The 18,131-nt window shown below is 69.6% G+C and carries 24 protein-coding genes and 1 pseudogene; 12 read left to right on the forward strand and 13 right to left on the reverse strand.

Going from position 1 to position 18,131, the window contains the following annotated elements; genetic code table 11:
* Positions 1 to 69: 69 nt before the first annotated feature.
* Positions 70 to 1,704 (reverse strand): hypothetical protein, encoded by a 1,635-nt coding sequence (locus KBI5_RS15685; RefSeq protein ID WP_085015657.1) that lies wholly within the window; start codon positions 1,702 to 1,704, stop codon positions 70 to 72.
* Positions 1,705 to 1,827: 123 nt separating this feature from the next.
* Positions 1,828 to 2,064, reverse strand: a complete 237-nt coding sequence (locus KBI5_RS15690) for a hypothetical protein (RefSeq protein ID WP_085015658.1) — start codon at positions 2,062 to 2,064, stop codon at positions 1,828 to 1,830.
* Between the two features lie 1,018 nt (positions 2,065 to 3,082).
* On the opposite strand from KBI5_RS15690, the gene KBI5_RS15695 reads away from it, so the two are divergent.
* The 8 genes from KBI5_RS15695 to KBI5_RS15730 all read left to right on the forward strand — a co-directional run bounded on the left by KBI5_RS15695 (position 3,083) and on the right by KBI5_RS15730 (position 7,214).
* A complete protein-coding gene (locus KBI5_RS15695; protein WP_085015659.1) occupies positions 3,083 to 3,820 on the forward strand; it encodes a hypothetical protein in 738 nt (245 codons plus the stop codon).
* A complete protein-coding gene (locus KBI5_RS15700) occupies positions 3,817 to 4,647 on the forward strand; it encodes a hypothetical protein (RefSeq protein ID WP_085015660.1) in 831 nt (276 codons plus the stop codon). The genes KBI5_RS15695 and KBI5_RS15700 overlap by 4 nt, the downstream gene beginning before the upstream one ends.
* A gap of 204 nt (positions 4,648 to 4,851) precedes the next feature.
* Positions 4,852 to 5,082, forward strand: a complete 231-nt coding sequence (locus tag KBI5_RS15705; RefSeq protein ID WP_085015661.1) for a hypothetical protein — start codon at positions 4,852 to 4,854, stop codon at positions 5,080 to 5,082.
* Complete coding sequence (locus KBI5_RS15710; protein WP_085015662.1) at positions 5,072 to 5,779, forward strand: head maturation protease, ClpP-related; 708 nt, start codon at positions 5,072 to 5,074, stop codon at positions 5,777 to 5,779. The genes KBI5_RS15705 and KBI5_RS15710 overlap by 11 nt, the downstream gene beginning before the upstream one ends.
* Positions 5,776 to 5,964 (forward strand): hypothetical protein, encoded by a 189-nt coding sequence (locus KBI5_RS15715; protein WP_085015663.1) that lies wholly within the window; start codon positions 5,776 to 5,778, stop codon positions 5,962 to 5,964. The genes KBI5_RS15710 and KBI5_RS15715 overlap by 4 nt, the downstream gene beginning before the upstream one ends.
* Positions 5,964 to 6,320, forward strand: coding sequence for a hypothetical protein (locus KBI5_RS15720; protein WP_085015664.1), 357 nt, complete (start codon positions 5,964 to 5,966; stop codon positions 6,318 to 6,320). The genes KBI5_RS15715 and KBI5_RS15720 overlap by 1 nt, the downstream gene beginning before the upstream one ends.
* Complete coding sequence (locus tag KBI5_RS26400) at positions 6,317 to 6,490, forward strand: hypothetical protein (protein ID WP_157902523.1); 174 nt, start codon at positions 6,317 to 6,319, stop codon at positions 6,488 to 6,490. Before KBI5_RS15720 ends, KBI5_RS26400 begins: the two co-directional genes overlap by 4 nt.
* Positions 6,491 to 7,004: 514 nt before the next feature.
* Positions 7,005 to 7,214, forward strand: coding sequence for a hypothetical protein (locus KBI5_RS15730; protein WP_085015666.1), 210 nt, complete (start codon positions 7,005 to 7,007; stop codon positions 7,212 to 7,214).
* 50 nt (positions 7,215 to 7,264) lie between these two features.
* Here KBI5_RS15730 and KBI5_RS15735 read toward each other — a convergent pair whose 3' ends face one another.
* The 6 genes and pseudogenes from KBI5_RS15735 to KBI5_RS15755 all read right to left on the reverse strand — a co-directional run bounded on the left by KBI5_RS15735 (position 7,265) and on the right by KBI5_RS15755 (position 11,400).
* Positions 7,265 to 7,510: a hypothetical protein gene (locus KBI5_RS15735; protein WP_085015667.1), complete on the reverse strand. Its 246-nt coding sequence runs from the start codon at positions 7,508 to 7,510 to the stop codon at positions 7,265 to 7,267.
* Between the two features lie 379 nt (positions 7,511 to 7,889).
* Entirely contained in the window at positions 7,890 to 8,999 is a 1,110-nt protein-coding gene (locus tag KBI5_RS27930; RefSeq protein WP_277870107.1) for a recombinase family protein, read from the reverse strand.
* Positions 8,976 to 9,302 (reverse strand): annotated as a pseudogene (locus tag KBI5_RS27935) (recombinase family protein); the annotation flags it as partial. The pseudogene KBI5_RS27935 and the gene KBI5_RS27930, both read right to left, overlap by 24 nt.
* Positions 9,227 to 10,555, reverse strand: coding sequence for an FtsK/SpoIIIE domain-containing protein (locus KBI5_RS15745; protein WP_241882944.1), 1,329 nt, complete (start codon positions 10,553 to 10,555; stop codon positions 9,227 to 9,229). The pseudogene KBI5_RS27935 and the gene KBI5_RS15745, both read right to left, overlap by 76 nt.
* Positions 10,556 to 10,672: 117 nt before the next feature.
* Entirely contained in the window at positions 10,673 to 10,999 is a 327-nt protein-coding gene (locus KBI5_RS15750; protein WP_011435587.1) for a hypothetical protein, read from the reverse strand.
* Entirely contained in the window at positions 10,996 to 11,400 is a 405-nt protein-coding gene (locus tag KBI5_RS15755) for a plasmid replication, integration and excision activator (RefSeq protein WP_085015669.1), read from the reverse strand. The genes KBI5_RS15750 and KBI5_RS15755 overlap by 4 nt, the downstream gene beginning before the upstream one ends.
* A gap of 184 nt (positions 11,401 to 11,584) precedes the next feature.
* Here KBI5_RS15755 and KBI5_RS15760 point away from each other — a divergent pair, with 184 nt between their 5' ends.
* Positions 11,585 to 12,073, forward strand: a complete 489-nt coding sequence (locus KBI5_RS15760; RefSeq protein WP_011435585.1) for a helix-turn-helix transcriptional regulator — start codon at positions 11,585 to 11,587, stop codon at positions 12,071 to 12,073.
* Between the two features lie 47 nt (positions 12,074 to 12,120).
* Here the strand turns inward: KBI5_RS15760 and KBI5_RS25405 are convergent, their stop codons facing one another.
* Both KBI5_RS25405 and KBI5_RS25410 read right to left on the reverse strand, forming a co-directional pair.
* Positions 12,121 to 12,612, reverse strand: coding sequence for a hypothetical protein (locus tag KBI5_RS25405; RefSeq protein ID WP_035910131.1), 492 nt, complete (start codon positions 12,610 to 12,612; stop codon positions 12,121 to 12,123).
* Positions 12,609 to 12,884, reverse strand: coding sequence for a hypothetical protein (locus KBI5_RS25410; protein ID WP_116289935.1), 276 nt, complete (start codon positions 12,882 to 12,884; stop codon positions 12,609 to 12,611). The genes KBI5_RS25405 and KBI5_RS25410 overlap by 4 nt, the downstream gene beginning before the upstream one ends.
* Before the next feature lie 291 nt (positions 12,885 to 13,175).
* Between KBI5_RS25410 and KBI5_RS15770 the strand changes: the two genes are divergently transcribed.
* Together KBI5_RS15770 and KBI5_RS15775 are read left to right on the forward strand one after the other, a co-directional pair.
* Positions 13,176 to 13,964: a helix-turn-helix domain-containing protein gene (locus KBI5_RS15770; protein WP_232234883.1), complete on the forward strand. Its 789-nt coding sequence runs from the start codon at positions 13,176 to 13,178 to the stop codon at positions 13,962 to 13,964.
* 5 nt (positions 13,965 to 13,969) lie between these two features.
* Positions 13,970 to 14,440 (forward strand): NUDIX domain-containing protein, encoded by a 471-nt coding sequence (locus KBI5_RS15775; protein ID WP_085015670.1) that lies wholly within the window; start codon positions 13,970 to 13,972, stop codon positions 14,438 to 14,440.
* On the opposite strand, the gene KBI5_RS15780 is transcribed toward KBI5_RS15775, so the two are convergent.
* Complete coding sequence (locus tag KBI5_RS15780; RefSeq protein WP_011435580.1) at positions 14,428 to 14,976, reverse strand: HD domain-containing protein; 549 nt, start codon at positions 14,974 to 14,976, stop codon at positions 14,428 to 14,430. The genes KBI5_RS15775 and KBI5_RS15780 overlap by 13 nt on opposite strands.
* A 507-nt stretch (positions 14,977 to 15,483) precedes the next feature.
* On the opposite strand from KBI5_RS15780, the gene KBI5_RS15785 reads away from it, so the two are divergent.
* Positions 15,484 to 15,813 (forward strand): hypothetical protein, encoded by a 330-nt coding sequence (locus KBI5_RS15785; RefSeq protein WP_035730000.1) that lies wholly within the window; start codon positions 15,484 to 15,486, stop codon positions 15,811 to 15,813.
* A gap of 287 nt (positions 15,814 to 16,100) precedes the next feature.
* On the opposite strand, the gene KBI5_RS15790 is transcribed toward KBI5_RS15785, so the two are convergent.
* Together KBI5_RS15790 and KBI5_RS15795 are read right to left on the reverse strand one after the other, a co-directional pair.
* Positions 16,101 to 16,997, reverse strand: a complete 897-nt coding sequence (locus tag KBI5_RS15790) for a restriction endonuclease (protein ID WP_085015671.1) — start codon at positions 16,995 to 16,997, stop codon at positions 16,101 to 16,103.
* Positions 16,998 to 17,900: 903 nt separating this feature from the next.
* Positions 17,901 to 18,131 (reverse strand): GNAT family N-acetyltransferase (locus KBI5_RS15795; protein ID WP_133057053.1); only part of this gene is annotated, 231 nt, incomplete at its 5' end.

Raw genomic sequence — 18,131 nt, forward strand, 5'->3', positions numbered from 1 at the left:
GCCGAAAACCACCCGACCGGCAACACCGGCCGGGCCTTCGGCCCGCCCACCCACGCCATCACCGAACTCTTACGCACCGACGAACCGCTGAAACACGGACGTGGTATCGCCGGGAAGGGGCTTCGCGACACCAGGCCCCGGCAGCGTCTCGGCGATGAATTTCTCCCAGCGGGGGCACGTCGCGTCGGGATCCCACACCACCGGGGTGCGCATCGTCAGCAGGTCGGCCGGGTCCGAGGGGCGGGCCTTGTCTTCCTTCACCTCGACTGTGAGGCCCTCGCCGACGGCGAACAGCCACGGGCGGTTGTCGAACTCCTCAGCCTCGATCGTCACGCCGGGGATCGACCGAGCGGCCTCCAGGCTCGCCCGCAGCGACCACGTGTTGAGGCTCTGCTGTCCCCACTTGAGGTGCCGCTTCCGCCGGTCGCTGTCCTCGATTCTCGCGGCCTCGGCGATGAATCCGCGGGCGCTCTCCTTCGCCCACTCCATCACCTGGCCGGCGTTGTCGCGCACCCAGACGCCGAGTTCGGGGCAATGGATCGCCCACACCTGCCACTGACGAACCCAGCGGACCTCGTGGCCGTGCGCCGCGATGAACCGCGCTGCGTTGCCGCTGTTCGTCAGATCCTCAAAGTCGGCGTACCACTGCCCCCCGCCCCCGGTCGTCGGCCTGGCGGTCAGGGTCGCCCTGTCGAACGTCCAGCCCGGCTCGGCGGCCACCTTCTCGGCGGCGCTCACGATCTCGCGCCCAAGCTCGGCGTCGGCGTTGCTCCGCCGGCCGAACTTCTCCGCGAACGCGGGGCAGTGGTCGCGCAGCACCGCACCGGCCAGGGGGACAGCAAGACCCGCCTTCAGCAGCTCCTTGGCGGCCCGGTGGCAGTCCCCCGAGCGATCGCCCGTGTCGGCCGCGAGAAGCGCTCTCACGGACGCGCTGAGGCCCGCGCGGGCGGCCTCGGCATCGTCGGCCGAAGCCCACTCGACCGCGACACGCTCGGCGGGTGTGGCCTCGGCCGTGTCATCGGTGGGCAGGGTCGAAGGGTCGAGCGGCGGGCCGTCGTCCCACATGAACCGCCCGAGCGCGCCTCGGGGGCCGTTCTCGCCCTTGCGGTTGCGTCGGCCTGGCGGGCGCACGAACGACGACGGCGCGCGGTAGTCGCCCCCGTTGACGGCCAAGTGGAGCCCGCGCTGTGCGGCGCGGTGCTCGTCGGGCGTGAGGGCCGGGCCGTCCAGCAGCCACGCGGCCTGATACGAGCCGGGCGACGTCTCCCAGGCGATCGTGGGACGCAGGCTCTCGGGAAGGCTGCGCGGGTCGACCTCGTCCAGGTCGTGGAACAGAACGCGGCTCGGCAGCGTGTCAGCGTCGGTCCAGCCCCGAGTGTCGAGGCGGAACAGCGTCGGGTGAAGGAACACGTCCAGGCCCCACACCCCGCGCAGCCGGAACGCGAGAGACTCGACCGAAGAGGGGTCGTCGGGGTCCCACTCGAATGGCTCCCGGGCCAGCCGGCCGCGCGAGTCGGTCGTTCCCGYGACGCCGGGCGGCATCGTCGGCAGGGTGGCCCGGCCTCGCACGCCGTGCCAGGCCCAGATGCGGGCGACGACGTGAGCCAGGCTCAGCGGACCGAGGGGGCCTTCCTCCTGTTCGGAGAGACGGCCGATTTCATCCGCCGAGTCGAATTCCAGCGTGCGAGCATTTGACTTTCTCATCAGGGTTGTCTTACCCTCATCTTGTTGGACGTCGCTGCGCGACGTGTGCGGGAATCCTTCGGTTGGCTCCTGGCGAATTCCCTTGAAAGACCCTCGGGTTGGTCCCCCGGGGGTCTTTCGCTTTTACGCGGCGGGYGTGTAGAACTGGAACTTCACCACATCGCCGTCGACGCGGACCCGCACGCGCTTTCCGATTCGGCTGGCTCGCACGGCGAGGGTCACGCGGAACTGGCCCGGGTCGATGTAGAAGTCTTCGCCCCGGCGCACGGCCCACACCGCCCCGTCGGTCCATTCGTGCCAGGGGTAGCGGATCGGCGGGTGCGTCGCCTCTTCGAGGTTTTCGGCGATTCTCTGGGCCATTCTTCCTCCCGGTTTATGGCGCGCCAAAGGGGGCGCGAGATGCGCGTTCGTTGTGATATACCCATATTATCCGATCCTGATCATGGACTCAATGATTCCTCGCGCCGATTTTTGAAAAGGTTTTCTGACGCAGCGCGTTCGGGAGGTCACGGCGAGGCCAACAAAAAAAATGTTTTTCAGTGCATCTTCGTGTAGGGGTTTTTCTATAAGGCCACTTGGCACTGAGCAACGTTTTTTTCGTTGGGGCACGAGTGACAAATGGCACACGCTGCGTGATGTGGCCTCGCGAGAGGGCGGAGGCGAGCCCGACGTCTTTCCGAGCGGCGTGAGCGGCTCGCCTGCCACTCTACCCACCGCCCCCTCACCATCCGGCCGCCTCGCGCGCGTAGGTCGGATCCGGCCTCGCGCGTCGTGCGTCGATCGGGGGGTGTGGGGTGGCCTCACCGGACAGGCCAGCGGCGACGCTGACAACCGCGCGCGCGTCGCACGTGTCATCGTTCGGGTTGRCGTGGGACGCGCTCCGACGACGCTCCGGCTGGGCGGTGTGGAGCGGGCTAGGGGGCGTCAGGGCCTCGGCCTGACAGCGGATAGCCAGCATTGAGGAGAGGCCCCCTCGCCCGGCTCACGCCCCCTCTCAGGCGCCGCGCGGAGCAGATCGCCGAGGCTCCTCCGCGTTCGGATCGCTCCGCCGCTCATGCTCGGCCATCTGTCGCGCTGCGTGACGGGCGTGGGTTTACTCGGCGTCACGGTGACGCCGTGTGAGGACAGCCCGAATGGCGTTACCTGTGGTCGACGCTGTGTGCCGATGGTGGGCGATATGGGCGATTCTGACGCGCGATAAGTCTTCTTATGCTGAGTCAGAAACGGCGGTGGCACGGCCGGCGTTGCCGCGCGGCCTCGCCGCTCACGTCGGGCGGTGTGGATCGAACCGGTTGTTTGTCGGTTATCACCGGATGTGCGACAATAAATCGARGGATCGTCAAGGCTTTTCCCGCACAATCTTTCCAGGAGTTTCGCCGTGTCCGACGAACGCCCCCACGAAGCGGGCGACGAATCCGCCGCTGTCGCGGAGAGGCGTCGGCGGGTTCAGGAGATCGCCGACCTGTTTCGCGCCGAGGGGCGYATACTCGCCGCCGACCGAAGAAAGCTCGCGGAGAAGTGGGGAATGAGCGACGAGAAGTGGGTGGCTTCGTTCATCGGCCGCAATTTCTCGGACATCTTCTATGCCATCTCCGACGATCGGCCCGAGGGCCTCTGGTTCGTGGACGCGCAGTCGCGCATGGCCTCGCGCCAGGCCGACGCCGAGCTTCTGAGCCGCGCCGTTCGGGAGGCGTGGGTCAGGGGGCAGAAGCTGCCCAGCCGGCTCGTGGATGCGGTCGAGAACATGCGAGCCAACGCCGCCAAGGAGCTGGGCCAGTACCTGCCGCCCGAGCCTCCGCGCCCGGCCCCGGTCGAGTTCCACATCGAGGTGGACGGCGCGAGCCTCGCGGACATCGCCCGGCCCGCGCTGCCGCCCGCCATCACATCCTCGCGCAGCGAGGTCGAGTCCTCGCGCAGCGAGGTCGAGCCAGGCCCGTCTGTCGGCGTCGGTCATCCGCCGGCTGGCGAGCCCTCCGAGGCCACACCGCCCGGCCAAGCCCCGAGTGGCACGGGGCCGACGTCGGGCGGTGTGGTCGCCCCTCACGAGGAGCCAACTCCCGAACTCGCCCCGGCTGAGGAGCCGTGGGTCAACGTCTTCGACCGGGAGGAATTGTGATTCCGATTCGGGCGGCTTCGCCGCCCTTCGACCTGCGTGGCACGGGGGCCCAGATCGGGGCGCCCGTCCCCGGCTGGTTCCAGGCTTTCAAGGAGCATTGGATCGACGGCGATCCGGGCGGAATGACCCAAGAGCGGATCGACGAGCTGAACGCCATTCTCCGCCGCGCGCAGGAGAACCCGAGCGGCGCCGAGGCCCGGCAGATGCGCGCCGTGGCCCGGCGCCGCGAGATCGAAGCCGCCGCGCGGAGCGCCTTCCTGCGCCTGTTCAGCGACGGCAACGCCCGGCTGACGGAAGACCACCTCCGCGACGCCGAGGCAGAGGCCGCGACGCTCGACCCCGACATCGACGGCATGGACCGCGCGGTGGCGCTGTACCTCGTGGATCTGGTGCGCGAGCGGCTCGCGAGCCAGTCCGAGACCGACGCGCGCCGGACCGAGTTCGCGTCTCGGCTCGGCGAGATCGACGCCAAGTTCGACCGCTTGGACGCCGAGGCCGCGAAGGCGGTCGCCGCCGCGCGCGAGGCTCTGGCCGAGGCGGGCCGTCGGCTGGAGGCCCGGCGCGACCACCTCGCCGACGTGCGCCGCAGCATGGTCGAGAAGGGCATCCCGGTCGAGGATCTCGGCCGCGCCGACGTCGATCCGCGCGCGGTGCTCTCAGCCCTGGCCGGCGGCCGGCGGCCCGCGACGCTACCCGCACGGATCGCCGACGCGCTCGGCCCCGTCACCTGGGTTCGGGGCCGCGCCCGTCACGACCCCTTGGCGCCGCTGCCTCGCGCACGACGCGCCGACCCCGACGCGCCCGTCGAGCGTGGGGTGCGGATCTGATGCGGCCTCGCGGATCGACTGACGACCCGTCCGACAACGCGACGCCACCGGGGGGTGTGGACCAGACCGAGCGGCCCGATCCCCTCGCCGAGCTGACCCGCTGGGTTCAGCGGGAGCAGGCCCGCACTCCGAGCGCGGCGAGGGGGACACCCCGCCGACGCCGGCCGGGCCGACGCGGACGGGGGCGGACCCGGGGGCGGCGCTGTGCCTAGCGGCCTGCTCAGCGTCGCCGGCCTGGCCTGGATCGCCGGTCTCGTCACGGCCGCCGTCTGGGTTCTCGCGGGCCTCGGCTGGGGTCTTCTCGCGCTGGGCCTGGTGGGCGGGCTCGCGCTGCTGTGCGTGGACAGCTTGTTGGACGAGGACGACGACCCGGAGACGCGCGAGCGCGTGCGGATGGTCTCGCGAGCTTTGAGGAGAATCCACGATGGGGACTGACCGGTTCGACACCGAGTTCCGCCGCGTGCTGCGCGAGGCGTTCGCGGATGGGGCACGGGAGCGGCCCGGCGACGTGCTGCGCCAGGCGTTCGCCGAGGCCAGCCGCGACGCGGCCCGCCACGCGGTCTCGGGCGGGGTGCGCGCGTCCGCCGCGCTGGCTCTCGCCCCGGCCCGGGAGGGCCTCCGCGTGGTGAACCGTGCGAGCCTCGCCGCCGACGTCTGGCTGATGGACGAGATCGGATGGGGCGGTGTGGAGGCGGCGACGTTCGCCCGCGAGCTGTCCCAGATCACAGCCCCGGCGGTGACGCTGCACCTCAACTCGCCGGGCGGGGATCTGTTCGACGGCTGGGCGATCCGCAACGCGCTGCGGAGCCACCCGGCCCGGGTGACGGCCGTCGTGGAGGGCCTCGCCGCGTCCGCCGCGTCGGTCGTCACCACCGGGGCGGACCGCGTCGTCATGCGGCCGGGCAGCCARCAGATGATCCACGACGCCCGGTCGGGGTGGGGCGGGGGTAACCCCGAGGAGCTGCGGCGCACGGCCGACCAGCTCGACAGGCTGAGCGACGACATCGCCGCCGCCTACGCCGCCCGCGCGGGGGGCGACGCCTCCGCCTGGCGCGATCTCATGCGGCGCGAGACGTGGTTCTCGGCCGCCGAGGCCGTCGCCGCGGGCCTCGCCGACGAGGAGTCGGAGTGACCACACCCGCCGATCGTGTCGTCGCGGAGGCCGAGCGGATCGCGCGGCGCGAAGCCTGGGCGGTGTGGGCCGAGACGCGCAAAGCCCGCCCGCTGCGCGGCTCGTTTCTGGGCCTGGCCTGGCGCAGCCTCCACACCGCCCTGACGACGCCGCCCGCGACTACCACCGGCAAGGAGAATCCCTGATGGCTAGCTTTCCCGTCGACCAGCTCACCCCGCTGAGCGCGACAGACCGACGTCGGGTCGCCGACCTCGCGACGCGACACCTGACGCTCCGCCAGGAGACCGCCTCGCCACTCGGCCAGGCCCGCCAAGCCCTCGCCGATGCCGCGCGCAACGGGACCGAGGCGGCGACGGTCGACCTGGCTGTCCTGCGGCGCGACGCGCTGGCGGGCCTCGGCGTCGCGCTGCACAATCTGGCACGGGATGCCGGCGAGTTCTGGCCGTGGTTCGACATCGTCCGCGACGAGTGCGACGCCCGGGCCTCAAGCAGCGGCGTCGGAGGCCCGACGTTCGCCGAGACGACCGGGGTTGGCCGGTGAGCGAGGCCCCGCCCAGCCGCGATGAGCGACCAGACCTGTACGACGACCGGGGCCGGCTCGCGAACGACTGGGCGCGCCGGCTGCGCAACGGGCGGGTCGTGACCCAGCGGCATGAAGTCCGGTCGTGGATGGGCGCGGTGACGGGCGCGAGCCCATCAGACAGTGGCTGACCTGTGGTCAGATCATGGCTAGCTTGTGGCAGCCCTCGACCCTCACCGGGCGGGGGCTGCTTGGCTTTACAACCCGTGAGCGCCCGAGACGTTCTGTGACGGTGCGCCCACGTCGCCCCAACGAACGACACGCGCGCGACGATTTGGCTCGTCACAGAGCGTCTCAGGCGCCTTTACGTGCTGCCTGGTGTCGCGTCGCGCGCGATGCGCGCACRCTCGCGCCGGCAGGCGGCCCGAGCCGCCTTGGTCGGCGGGTGATCGCACTTCGCGTGGCTGTACCCCRTCGGCTCCAGCTCCGGGTATCGCGCCCTGGCTTCCGGGGACAGGTGCTGGGGCTCGACCGCCGTCTTGAAATCCCATGGCTCCCAGGGTTCTTCATCGGCGGGTGTGGACATCCCTGCTCCATCCAGGTCGGGGCGCGCGGCGCGCGCTTCACCGGACAGACTCGCGCGCCTGTTGGCATAGGTCAAGGGGATGAGACAGCGGCCTACGCCAACGACCCACAGTCCTGTCCGTGGGCAACGCCGCGAGACCTGAGGACCTGGTCACGTTCGGCGACATCCGCGAAGCCCTCGGCGTCACCCGCCAGCGGGCCTCGGTGATCGTCGGCGAGCGACGTTTCCCGGCGCCCTGGTTCGTGAGCCGCGACGGGACCACCCGCCTGTGGCTGCGCGCCGAGGTCGAAACCTGGCTCGACGCGAACCGGCCCGACTGGCGGGGCTGACCGCCGAAAAGCCCCCGCCGAAGCGAGGGCCTGTCGGGCGGCGCTAGCCGCTACGCCTTGGCGCGAGCCCTGCGGCACGCGGCGCGCGCGGCCTTGGTCTTCGGGTGGGTGCAAGYGGCGTGGCTCGCGTTCGTGCGCTTCGTCTCCACACCCGCCGGGGCTTCGTCGGTCGCCGGCTCGGTCACCATCGGCTCGACAGCCGTGGGCTCCTCGATAGACGTGGGCTCCTCGACAGACGCGGTGGCCTTGGCGGCGGCGCGACGACGGGCGGCGGGCTTGGCGGTGGGCTCGGTCATTTCAGGCTCCCTCGGTTGCTGTGGGCGGTGCGAGAGCAACGTAGGAGACATCGACGCCCGTCTAAAGGACGACTTCTGTGACGATCCGTAGAGACTTGACCGACGGGTCGTGACGGGACCGACCAGGGTGCGGATGGCCTCGGCCTCGCTCGGCGTAAGCGGCACCGAGGCCAGCTCACGCGCGCGCTGCGCGGCCGCACATGCGATGTCGGGGGGTGTGGTGCTGAGAAGGGGACGGACGGGCACCGTGGCTCCGGGCAGGCCGACAGATCACCCCTGCTGAGTGATCCGCCCTGTTCGCTGCCCGGGCTAGGGTTCCCCGCTGTCGAAGGCCGGGGGTGGGCCTGCCTACGACGTTACGCGCCGCGCGCGGGGATCGTCAGCGGCGGTCGATCACCACGTGGTCGGTCGTGCCTCGCTTGCCCCGGCCGATGGGCAACAGCGTGATCCGCACCAGCGCGGATATCGTCGCGCGCCGCTGCGACAGCGTCATCACGTGCTCCCAGTGGTGCGCGATGTCCTCCACGTCCAACAGGCCCTCGGCGACCGTCGACCGCGCCAGGGCCGTCTGTCGCTGCCGGTGCCGCGTCAGGTCGTAGCGGATCTGGTCGAGCGCCGCCCGCCTGGCGATGGCCGTCACCTCGTCCGTCGGGTCGTCCTTCGCCATCAGAGCGCCGACCGCAGCCGCGCGGGCCTGGCAAGCCTCGATCTCGGCCGCGACCCTCATCACCTCTTCGGCGTCGGGCGYCTCGGCCGCCACAAGGTTGTCGATCACGCCCGGCTCGCCGAGCAGCCTCACCACGGTCTCCTCCACGTAGGCGTCGACCGGGTCGGCCGCGTGACGCAGGCCCCGGCAYCCACCGCGCTGCTTGTCCGGGCAGATGTAGCCCCGGGACTTCGGCCACGGCTGGTAGCCGCTCGGCGTCGGCTTCGCCCCGGGTCGACACGTCACCGTGATCTCGCGGCCCTGGGCCAGGCACTTGCCGCACAGGGCGATCCCGGACAGCAGGTGGACGTGACGGTTCGTCCAGCCCTCGGGTGCCGTGCGTCCGGAGAACATGCCGACAAGCTTGAGATGGTCGGCGTAGCTGATGATCGGCTCCCACTCGGCCTCGCCGTGATCCACACCCAACAGCACGCTGCGGCCCGCGATCGCCGGGTTGGTGAGGATGTCGCGCAGGACGGACACGGACCACAGGCCGCCCGTCCGCGACCGGCCCGGGTGGAGCGTCGGCACGCCTCGCTCGTTGAAGTCCTGGACGATCGAGTACAGGGTCTCGCCCCTGAGCGCGCGGGCGGCCATCTCGCGGATCACCGCGGCCTCTTCGGGGACGATCAACCGCCGCTTGTGGTGCTTCGGCGCGGTCGGGTCCGGGCGGTAGCCGTAGCAACGTCCGCCGATCGGACGCCCCTCCTTCGCCGCCTGCAGGTGGGAGTCTGACACCCGCGTGGCGAGCTGCTCGACCTCGTGAGCGTCGACCTCGCCCATGATCCCCGCGACCATCCGGCCGGCGGGTGTGGAGAAGTCGAGATCAGGGCCGTTGGTGCACACGATCCGCACGCCGTGCTTGGCCAGCAGCTCGTACGTCTCCATCCGCTCGCGGCGGTTGCGGACGAACCGGCCGGTCATKTAGATCACGATGACCTTGACCTCGCCCGCGCGGACCGCCTGCATGAGCCGCTCGAACTGGGGGCGGTCCCGGCCCTTGGTGGCGCTCAAGTCGTTGTCGATGTACGACCCGACGTGACGCCACGAGGGCTCCCGTCCGATGCGGGCCTGGCTGTCCTCGGTCTGCCTGGCGACGCCCTTGGCGTCGTTGCCCGGGTCGCTGCTGATGCGGGCGTAATCCGCCGCGCCGATGAGTTGATGTCGCACTGTCCCTGATTGTGACACAGCGGGGCAGACGTCATCTCATCGACCACCACGACGATCAGCGGCTCACCGACCGTCGGGACGTGCAGCCGGGTGGTTCCCGCGAGCCGGAAGGTCCGGTCCCGCATGACGCTCACCGCGTCGTCGAGGAGATCCGCGATCGCGTCGGTGTCGGTCGCGAACCGGGCGAACAGCGGCTCCCCGAACGCCAGTTCCATCCCGCCCTTCGGGTCGCACACCCACAGCTCCACCAGCCCCGCCCGCACCGCCGGACCGAGACCGCGGACGAGCGACCACAGCACCGAGCCCTTACCCGCCCCGGTCGCCCCCGCGACGAGCACGTGAGTTCCCCGGACCGGCAACGTCCAGGGACGGCCGTCCTCGCACCGTCCGACGGGCACCGCCGACAGCCCGGCGAGCAGCCGCGACGCACGCCCGCCACGGCGGACGAGAGCGGAGGGAACAGCTCCGGAAGGGTCAGAGCCGGCAGGGTCAGAGCCGGCATCGTCGGCGGAGTCGTCCGGATCGGTGGTGTCGTCCAGGTCCGGCGGAGTGACCGGCCGGGTCAGCGGATCCCGATGGTGGAAGGAGACCCGGACGAACCGAAACGTCTCCGCCCGCACCTGGCAGCGCCGAGCCCGGAACACGTGCCGCAAGGCTTCGGCCTGCTCCGCCCACTCCGCAGGGGTCTGCCCCGGCAGCAGCTCCACCCGCAGCACGTCCACCGACCGCGACGAACGGATCTTCCGAATCCGCGGGAAGTACTCGTCGAACGTCACCTGATCACCGGTCGACGTCGGCATGCGGATCGCCAGGTCGGTGTGCACCATCGCCGGCTTCCAGCGCCACCGGTAGACGAACGTCAGCCGCGCCCGTCCCCACACCCACCAGGCCACTGGCCCGAAGGACCGCGGATGCACCCGCCACCACGCGACCGCCACCAGGACCAAGGCCGCGACGAGCACGGCCAGGCCGACGAGCCCCACCCGGTTCACCACCAGAAGCAGGCCGACCACGAACGCCACGGCGACGCGGTGACGCCAGCAGCCCCGCAGCGCCAGCCACAGCAGCTTGCCGGCCACCGCCACCAGCAGCATCCACACCGGCACGCGCACCTTGTCGACCCGCGAGGGAACCCGCGGGAATCGCTGGTCACCGTTGATTCTGGACATGGCAATACCACCTGTTTTCGAGCGCACGAAACACAGACCGACGGGATTGACGAACGAAGAGGGAAAGGCGAGAAACGGGAATTCGTTTCCTCGTGATGCCGACGACCGGCGGGAAAACTACGCGGCGCGCGGCCCGGCCATGTCGTCAGCCGGAGCCGCTACCGCCACCGCCGCCGCTTCGGCGGATTCCGTGGCTTCCTGGGATTCGAACTGGAACTTCTCGTAGGCGATCAGGTAGTCGTTGACCGCCGCGAGCAGCTTGTACGCGAAGTCGACATGCCGGGCGTCCGGTTCCCGCCCCAGCGCCGACACGCTCAGGCTCACCCGCCCCGCGTCCACGACCAGGATCGGCGCGCGGTCGGGGTAGGTGTGGCAGGTCACCAACCAGTCCGCGCCGACGGACAGGCCGAGCGTCGCGTACGACTGCTTCGGCTCGCCGCTCACGCCGCCGCCCCCGTCCGCCGCAGCGGGCCGACCTGCCGCAGGCCCACCGCGCGCAGGGCGTACCCCTGCTTGGGGAACTTCCCGTTGATGTCCACCCACGGTGTGATCGTCAGCCCCTCGAACTGCACCGGCCGGAACGGCGTGCCCGGCATCGCCTCCGGCAGGACCGGCTGCACCGCGGCGGCGACCTTCACCTTCAGCTCCGCCTGCCGGGCCGCCGGGTCGGGGTCCAGCACGCGGACCGCCCAGACCCGCTCGCCGGTGTTCGGGTCGCGCTCCTGTGGATCGGGAGCGTTCGCCTTTACCTTGTCGTAGTCGTTCGCCGCCTCCACGCCGAGGACGAACRCCCCCGCCGGGAACACGTCCTCGAAACGCACCGGAATGCGTCGCGGTATCGCCATAGTCCGTCTACCTCCGTAGGGTCAGCCCCGCCACCGGAAGTCCGGTTTCTGTCGGGCAGCACCTACTCTGAACCGCTCACGAACCGATCGCCAAGCGCTTTCGTATCTATGTATACGGAGTGCGGATGGAAATTATCCGGTGACCGTCTAGAATGCGTTTCCACGACAACGTTATCTTTGACGAGTGACAAGCGAACGGGGGGTTCCGCCGTACACGGCGCGAGGCAAGGTCGAGGGTGAGAACTGGCAGGCTGTCGCCGACGCCCTCAACGCCAGGATGAACCAGAAGCGGATGGGACAGCAAGCACTCGCCACCGCATCCGGCGTGTCCGTCGCGACGCTTCGCCAACTCCAGCGCGGAGCCCACGGCCGCCGGGTCCAGGACGCCACGCTGGCCGCCATCGCCCGCGCCCTGGACTGGCCGGACGACCACCTGGTCCGCGTGCTCGTTCCCGGCAAGCAGCCGGAGCAGCCGGCAGCAGCGACATCAGGCCGCCGCGCGGGCCGAGGAGGGGCAGGAACCGGCACCGACCGGCAGATTCTCGCCGTCCTGCTCCGGATCGAACAGCGTCTCGCCGACCTCTCGGAGCGCATCGCGCCCGCCGGAGCAGCCGGAGCGACCCAGCCCGGCCGCGCCCGAGGCAACGACGACGGGCCGACCCCGGCGGAGTAGTTCCCGCCCGAGCCGGCCCGTCGAGGTCCGGAACGTCGCCGAGTCAATCAGCCCGGCGCTGTGGTGCTGGCCACCGGTACTCCGATCGCGTCGAGCACGGTCCGGCGGACCGCTTCGAAGGCTTCGGCCTGCCCCGCCCGGAAGGCCGCCCGCTCCCCACGGGTCATCCACCGCGAGTCGGGCCGGGTCAGGCCCAGGGCGAGCGCCGTCCGCACGGCCGCACCTCCGCATCCCCGCCGGGACGGGCCCGGATCCTCGCCCCCGACTCCCGCCGCCGCACTGTCGCCATCCGGCAGCCGGTAGACGAGCACCACGTCGACATCGCCGAACGATTCGGAGTACTTCAACCCGCCCGGCATCCGGGACACGGCCCGCATGAGATCCGCCGAGTCCGAGCCCGGCTGGACGACGAGCGCCCACTCGTCCGGCCCCCACGGCATCATCACGACCGCCGACAGCATCTCCCCCGCACCACCGGCGCCGTCACCGGCCGCGGGCACCGGCGGAAGGAACGGACCCGACCGGGCCGCCGCACTCACGGCCACCGCCGACGGTCCGCGAAGCGCGCTGCCAGATCATCGGACCTATACCTCGTCCAGTCGACGGCCGCCGGCCGCACGTCGTGGACGAAGAAGCGGAGCGAGGTGACCTGGTAGTCGTGCCAGCCCTGTTCGATCGCGAACAGATCCGCCGCTGTCGCCCCGGGGAAGGTGATGACCGTGTCCCGTACCCGGCGGTCCCCGCCCGGCTCGAAGCGGACGATGCCGAACAGCAGCGGACCCGGGTCACCTCCACYCCCCCTGTCGAACATCACGATCCGTCCTCCACTGGTCGGTGGCGTGCGACAAAGCGCCGGAACCGGCCCGCAACAGGTGTCCGTCGCGCAGCGGAACCGACGCCCGCCCACCGTCCAACCGGACAGCCGGTCACGGAAGGCCGCCGGCCGTATACACCGAGACTTCCGATCTATACGGAGACCGGATATGCTCTGCGCGCCCGATCGAGGACAGACGGTCGGAGCACCTACCGTCCGGAGGCCGCCATGGTGTCCGTCCGTCGTCCGTTACCCCAGACCCCGCCGGGACTCTGGGAGCGACCCGAGATGGCCGACGCACTCGCCCGCCGCGACATCGGCACCGTCTTCAAGATCTACCGCCAGTGGACCGGCGCCACCCAGACGCAGATAGCCGCCGTGTGCGGCCTGCCGCAGTCCCACGTCAGCGACATCATGAACGGCCGCCGCCAGGTCACGAGCCTGGAGATCTTCGAGCGCATCGCCGACGGCATCGGCATCCCCCGCGGACGCATCGGGCTTGCCGAAAGACCGGGCGCCGTCCCCGAGCCCCGGACCGAGCCCGGGTCGCCGGCGGCGGACGTGCCGAGCGATGTCGTGCGCGTCTACCCCAGCCGCGCCGCCGTTCCCGCCGAGCTGTGGCGGACGCTGTTCGCCGGTGCGCGTCACCAGGTCGACGTCCTCGTCATCGCTGGCCTGTTCCTCCCCGACGGGCACGCCGACTTCACCGCCGTTCTCCGCCGCAAAGGCGCCGAAGGCGTGAACATCCGCTACGCCCTGGGGGACCCGGACTCCCCCGCCGTCGCCCTGCGAGGCGACGAGGAGGGCATCGGTGACGGACTCGCCGCCCGAACCCGGATCACCCTCACCTACCTGGCATCGTTGCGCGACGCGCCCGGAATCGAGCTGCGGCTACACGCCACCACGCTCTACAACTCCATCTACCGTTTCGACGGCGACATGCTGGTGAACACCCACGTCTACGGCGCCCCCGCCGCGCACTCCCCCGTCATGCACCTACGCGCCCAGCCCGGCGGACTCTTCGACCACTACGCCGCCAGCTTCGAACGCATCTGGGCCACCACCGAAGGAGCCTGACCCTCTTGGCACGGATCGACTACTTCAACGACCCGAACGCCCCCAAGGCGAACAGCGTCGTCCCGTCCGTCACCGCCGTGGTCACCGACGAGGCCGGGCGGATCCTCATGGTCCACAAGACCGACAACAACCTGTGGGCCCTGCCCGGCGGCGGCATGGACCTCGGCGAGTCCATCACCGACGCCGCCGTCCGCGAGACCAAGGAAGAGACCGGCATCGACATCGAGGTGACCGGACTCATCGGGGTCTACACCAACCCCCGGCATGTCCTGGCCTACGACGACGGCGAGGTCCGCCAGCAGTTCTCGCTCTGCTTCACCACCCGCAATCTTGGCGGAGAGCTACGCACCTCGAGCGAGACGAAGGAGGTCAAGTTCGTCGCGCCCGAGGACCTGGACGGGCTGAACATCCACCCATCGATGYGCCTCCGCATCGATCACTACCTGGAGAACCGGGCCACGCCCTACCTCGGCTGAACCGCCACGAGCCGTGCGGTCGTGCGTTCCACGGTGGCTTGCAGGTCCGCCCGAGCCCGGGTGACCGACCGGTGGACGATCGAGCCGTCGCCGTAGCGGGACAGGATCTCCGCGATCCGTTCGTCGAAGGTGAACCGCTGGCCCTGTGGCCCCGTCGTCATATCCGCGGCGCACAGCGCGTCCATCACCGGCGACACCTCCAGCTCCCACGCGGAGAGCTCCGCCGTCAGCCCCCGCTCCTCGGCTTCATACCGGGCACACGAGTGATGCGCGACCAGCGCGCACAGCCGCTTCGGCGCATCGTGGGATTCGAGGAACCGGGCGCCGTCCACGGGGTGGAACCGTAGGTGACCGATCGGCGGGGCGTACCCGATGTCATGCAGCCAGGCCGCCGCGACGAGCAGGTCACGCTCCTCCGGATCGACGGCCGCGGACACCTCCCAAGCAGCCGCCGCCACGGCCTGCACATGCCGCCACCGATCCCCCAACGGGGTCAGCAGCTCGCTCGCCAACCGCTCAGCAACCGCTACCTCCACCCGATCACGGTACGGCGAGCACCACCAGCCCGTCAGCGAGAGCCCGAGACTGCCGAATTACCCGAGTTAGGATCAAGTCGCGGTGCGGGCCGCGCCGCGCGACCGCCTGCGCGCGGCCTGGCGGCCGTGCTCGCCGGGCCCGTCGCACCCCGCACCGCGTAGACCATCCGAGGCGTTCGACGAAGGGCGCCGGTCGTCAGCGTGGGGTGAACCAGCCGGGRCACGGAACGCGGTTCTGCGGACGTTCGTCGCGCACGCYGGTGGGCAGCCGCAAAAAACGAGCAGAGGGCACGCCAGCCGACAGCCCCATCACCAGTGCCAGGGCGCTTCGCTCCTCCGRCAGCCCGACCCGCCCGGCCTGCCAGCGACGAGCCTGTCTGCGGTCACCATTCGAGATCGTTTTGGCTTCGACCAGGTTGCTTCCGATCGCACCACGCCGTTAGACGCCTACAGAGGGCGGCACCGCCCTTGGCCTGACATGTCGTACCCAGATGGCAGACTGCTCCCGTGAGTTTCGATCTTGTGAGCTGGGAAGGCGAGCGACCAGCAGACAATCTGGCCGCAGGGTCCGCGTTCAACGAGATGTTCCAGCGCTACGACGACGACCCGGAGACGCCCGCCACGGACCTCATCGCCGCCTACTGTGAGGCTTTGACGCACCGGTGGCCGGATGACGACACCGCCCCGTGGTCGGTCACACCCCAGCCGTCCGGGCCATTCCTCTACCTCTGCGTCGTGTGGAGCATGGCCGAGGAGGTGTCCGCCTACACAGCCGAACTCGCGGCATCAATGCGTCTGGTCTGCTACGACCCCCAGGAGGAGATGCTGCTGCCGTAGTCGATGCTGCCGAGATGGCCGCGCTCTTTTGGGCGCACTTCCTCCATCCGTCAGGGAGCAGGCCGCAGTGGACGGCAGCCAGAGTGGCAGCCAAGCCCGCGAACACCAGCGGACGGTCACGGACTCGGYGGACGAGACCGAGCCTGTGACCGGCACCGGCGGACGACCACGGACACCGGCAGACGAACCACCGAAGATCTCTTATCCGCGGGTTACTCACTTCGCCATCCAGAGCCGACGGACGAGCCGGATGTTAGCGCAGACTGCCGGCTTTCTGCGAGTTCAATTCAAATGTCGTCAAAGAATCTTCGGTTAACTATGGCCTTTTCGTGCTGGACGATCTCCACCTTGACTCCAAGGTTGTATTCACGGAGGAGGTCACAGAGTCTATCCCCGTCGATCAGATCAACCGGAGGAGCGCCGTCGCGGGTTGCCTCCTTTTGAGCGGCAGAGGTGAACGATCCCGTCGTGATCAGAAGCCCTTTATCTCCCCTGCCCGCCATCGCCCCCCGGAAATCTCGGACAGCGCTCGGAGAAACACTTCCCTTGTACCGCTTACATTGGAAGAATACCGGGAAGCTGACGAGCGAGAGACGGTAGATTCCCAGCCCATCGATGCCACCATCGCCGGTGCCGCCGGTGACATTGACGCTGATAAACCCGGCCTCCCGGAGGAGCCGGCGAGCAAGGCGCTCGAATGCGTCGGGCGGCATCRCCATCACCGCTTCGAGCAATTCCTCTTTCCAGGCGATTTCCTGGTCTTTTTCTCCGTCGTCCGACGTCGCCTGTTCGTAGGTGGCCTTGGGTTCTGAATCGGCCGGCTTGCGCGCCTTCTCGGCACGTTCAGCGGCCCAAGCACGCTTGGCTTCAGCATGGATCTTGGGAATATCTGCCCTGTCAACGGAGCGCCCTGGTTCCGACAACGTCCAAACGCCACGACTGCTATTGTCGGTCAAGCCCATCATCTTCAGATAGGTACGAGCCCAGGCCAACCGATACTCGATCTCCGTCCGCGGCCCGTCTCCATGTAGCTGATCTTGCTGCTCTGGGCTAAACTTCTCCAGCTCGATGACTCGTTCATTAATCTCCGAGATCGCGCCGGACCCTCCAAGATCGCGCAATGCGTTGATCGTCGGCCAGAGCAGCTGATCGTATGTCGGCACACCGACGTCAGGGCTCGTCACCCGGCGCACCCCTCCCCGATACTCGCGTAACACGATCTTAGAACGTCGCGCGACTTCCCCTGTACGCGCGGGGTGGCGACCGTCTCGGCATGGCCCGCGTCCGTTCCCAGGCCGGGAGTTGGGGACTGACGTTGCGGGCACAAGCGAACGTGAACGCCACTGCACTCGTGGAGACAGCGGAGCGCAGCCCACTCCTGAGAAGTGGCGGCGGTATGGGCATCTACACAGCCGGGCCAGCGAACAACGACGGACGTCAGCGGATGGAGGCCGAGGTGGCCAGGTCGTCAAGCAGCCTGTATAGGCTTTCGCGAACGCGCACGGACGGATGGTACCGATCTTGTAATCGGACGGTCGGGAGTCCCGCCAGGTGTAGCTACCGCTGTAGCAACGACCGCGGACGTTGACACCATCTCCCGGGCGCGGCTCGCAAGCCACCCGACTCACAGCGACACCCTCTCGCTCCGTCACCAGTCCTGTGGACCGGAAACGCGTCCCAGCGCCTCGCTGCTACCACCACCCCGTCTCCCACCGAACCGGCCGCCCGCTAGCGGGTCGGTGTCCGGCGGTCAAGGGGGCGGATACGACCGTAGCTCCATGCCGCCGTCCGGGACAAGCCCGCCCACGCCCCCGCAATTCGTCCCGGAACAGGCCTTCAAAGCCAGGGACGAGACGTTCGGCGACGCTGTTCTCGCAGGTCGCGGGCCCGCAACCCCCTCCGGCGGGCATAACCGACCTATCCGGCCTTTGCGACTTATCAGGATGAAGACGTAGTTTCGCTCACGGAAATGAACATCACCGCGCACCGCATCGGCCGGGACCGCTGCGCTGTCCCTGCCAGGCGCGACCGCCATGACAGCAGCGACGCTCTGACGCAGAGATCAACGAAGCTGTTCCGCGGGCAAGTCAGCCTTTGCTCTCCTCGGGTCGGTTGGCGGCCCAGGAGGCACGGCTGATCGCGTGGACGTTGTTCGCCTTCCACGGGCCGACGTCGGCGATCTCACGGAAGGTCATCCCGAGCTTGCGGGCAATCATGTTCATGCCCGCGTTCTCCTGATGCGTTGCGGTGATCAGCTCGTCGACGTCGAGGTGGGCGAACCCGAAGTCGAGCGCCGCCGTGATCGCTTCGGTGCCCAG

This window comes from Frankia sp. KB5 (assembly GCF_002099325.1).
GTDB lineage: Bacteria > Actinomycetota > Actinomycetes > Frankiales > Frankiaceae > Frankia > Frankia casuarinae.

Coding starts and splice junctions, on each gene's coding strand:
- KBI5_RS15720 (WP_085015664.1), top strand. CDS start 5,964: ATGGCTAGCTTTCCCGTCGACCAGCTCACCCCGCTGAGCGCGACAGAC.
- KBI5_RS15745 (WP_241882944.1), bottom strand. CDS start 10,555: ATGTCCAGAATCAACGGTGACCAGCGATTCCCGCGGGTTCCCTCGCGG.
- KBI5_RS15770 (WP_232234883.1), top strand. CDS start 13,176: ATGGCCGACGCACTCGCCCGCCGCGACATCGGCACCGTCTTCAAGATC.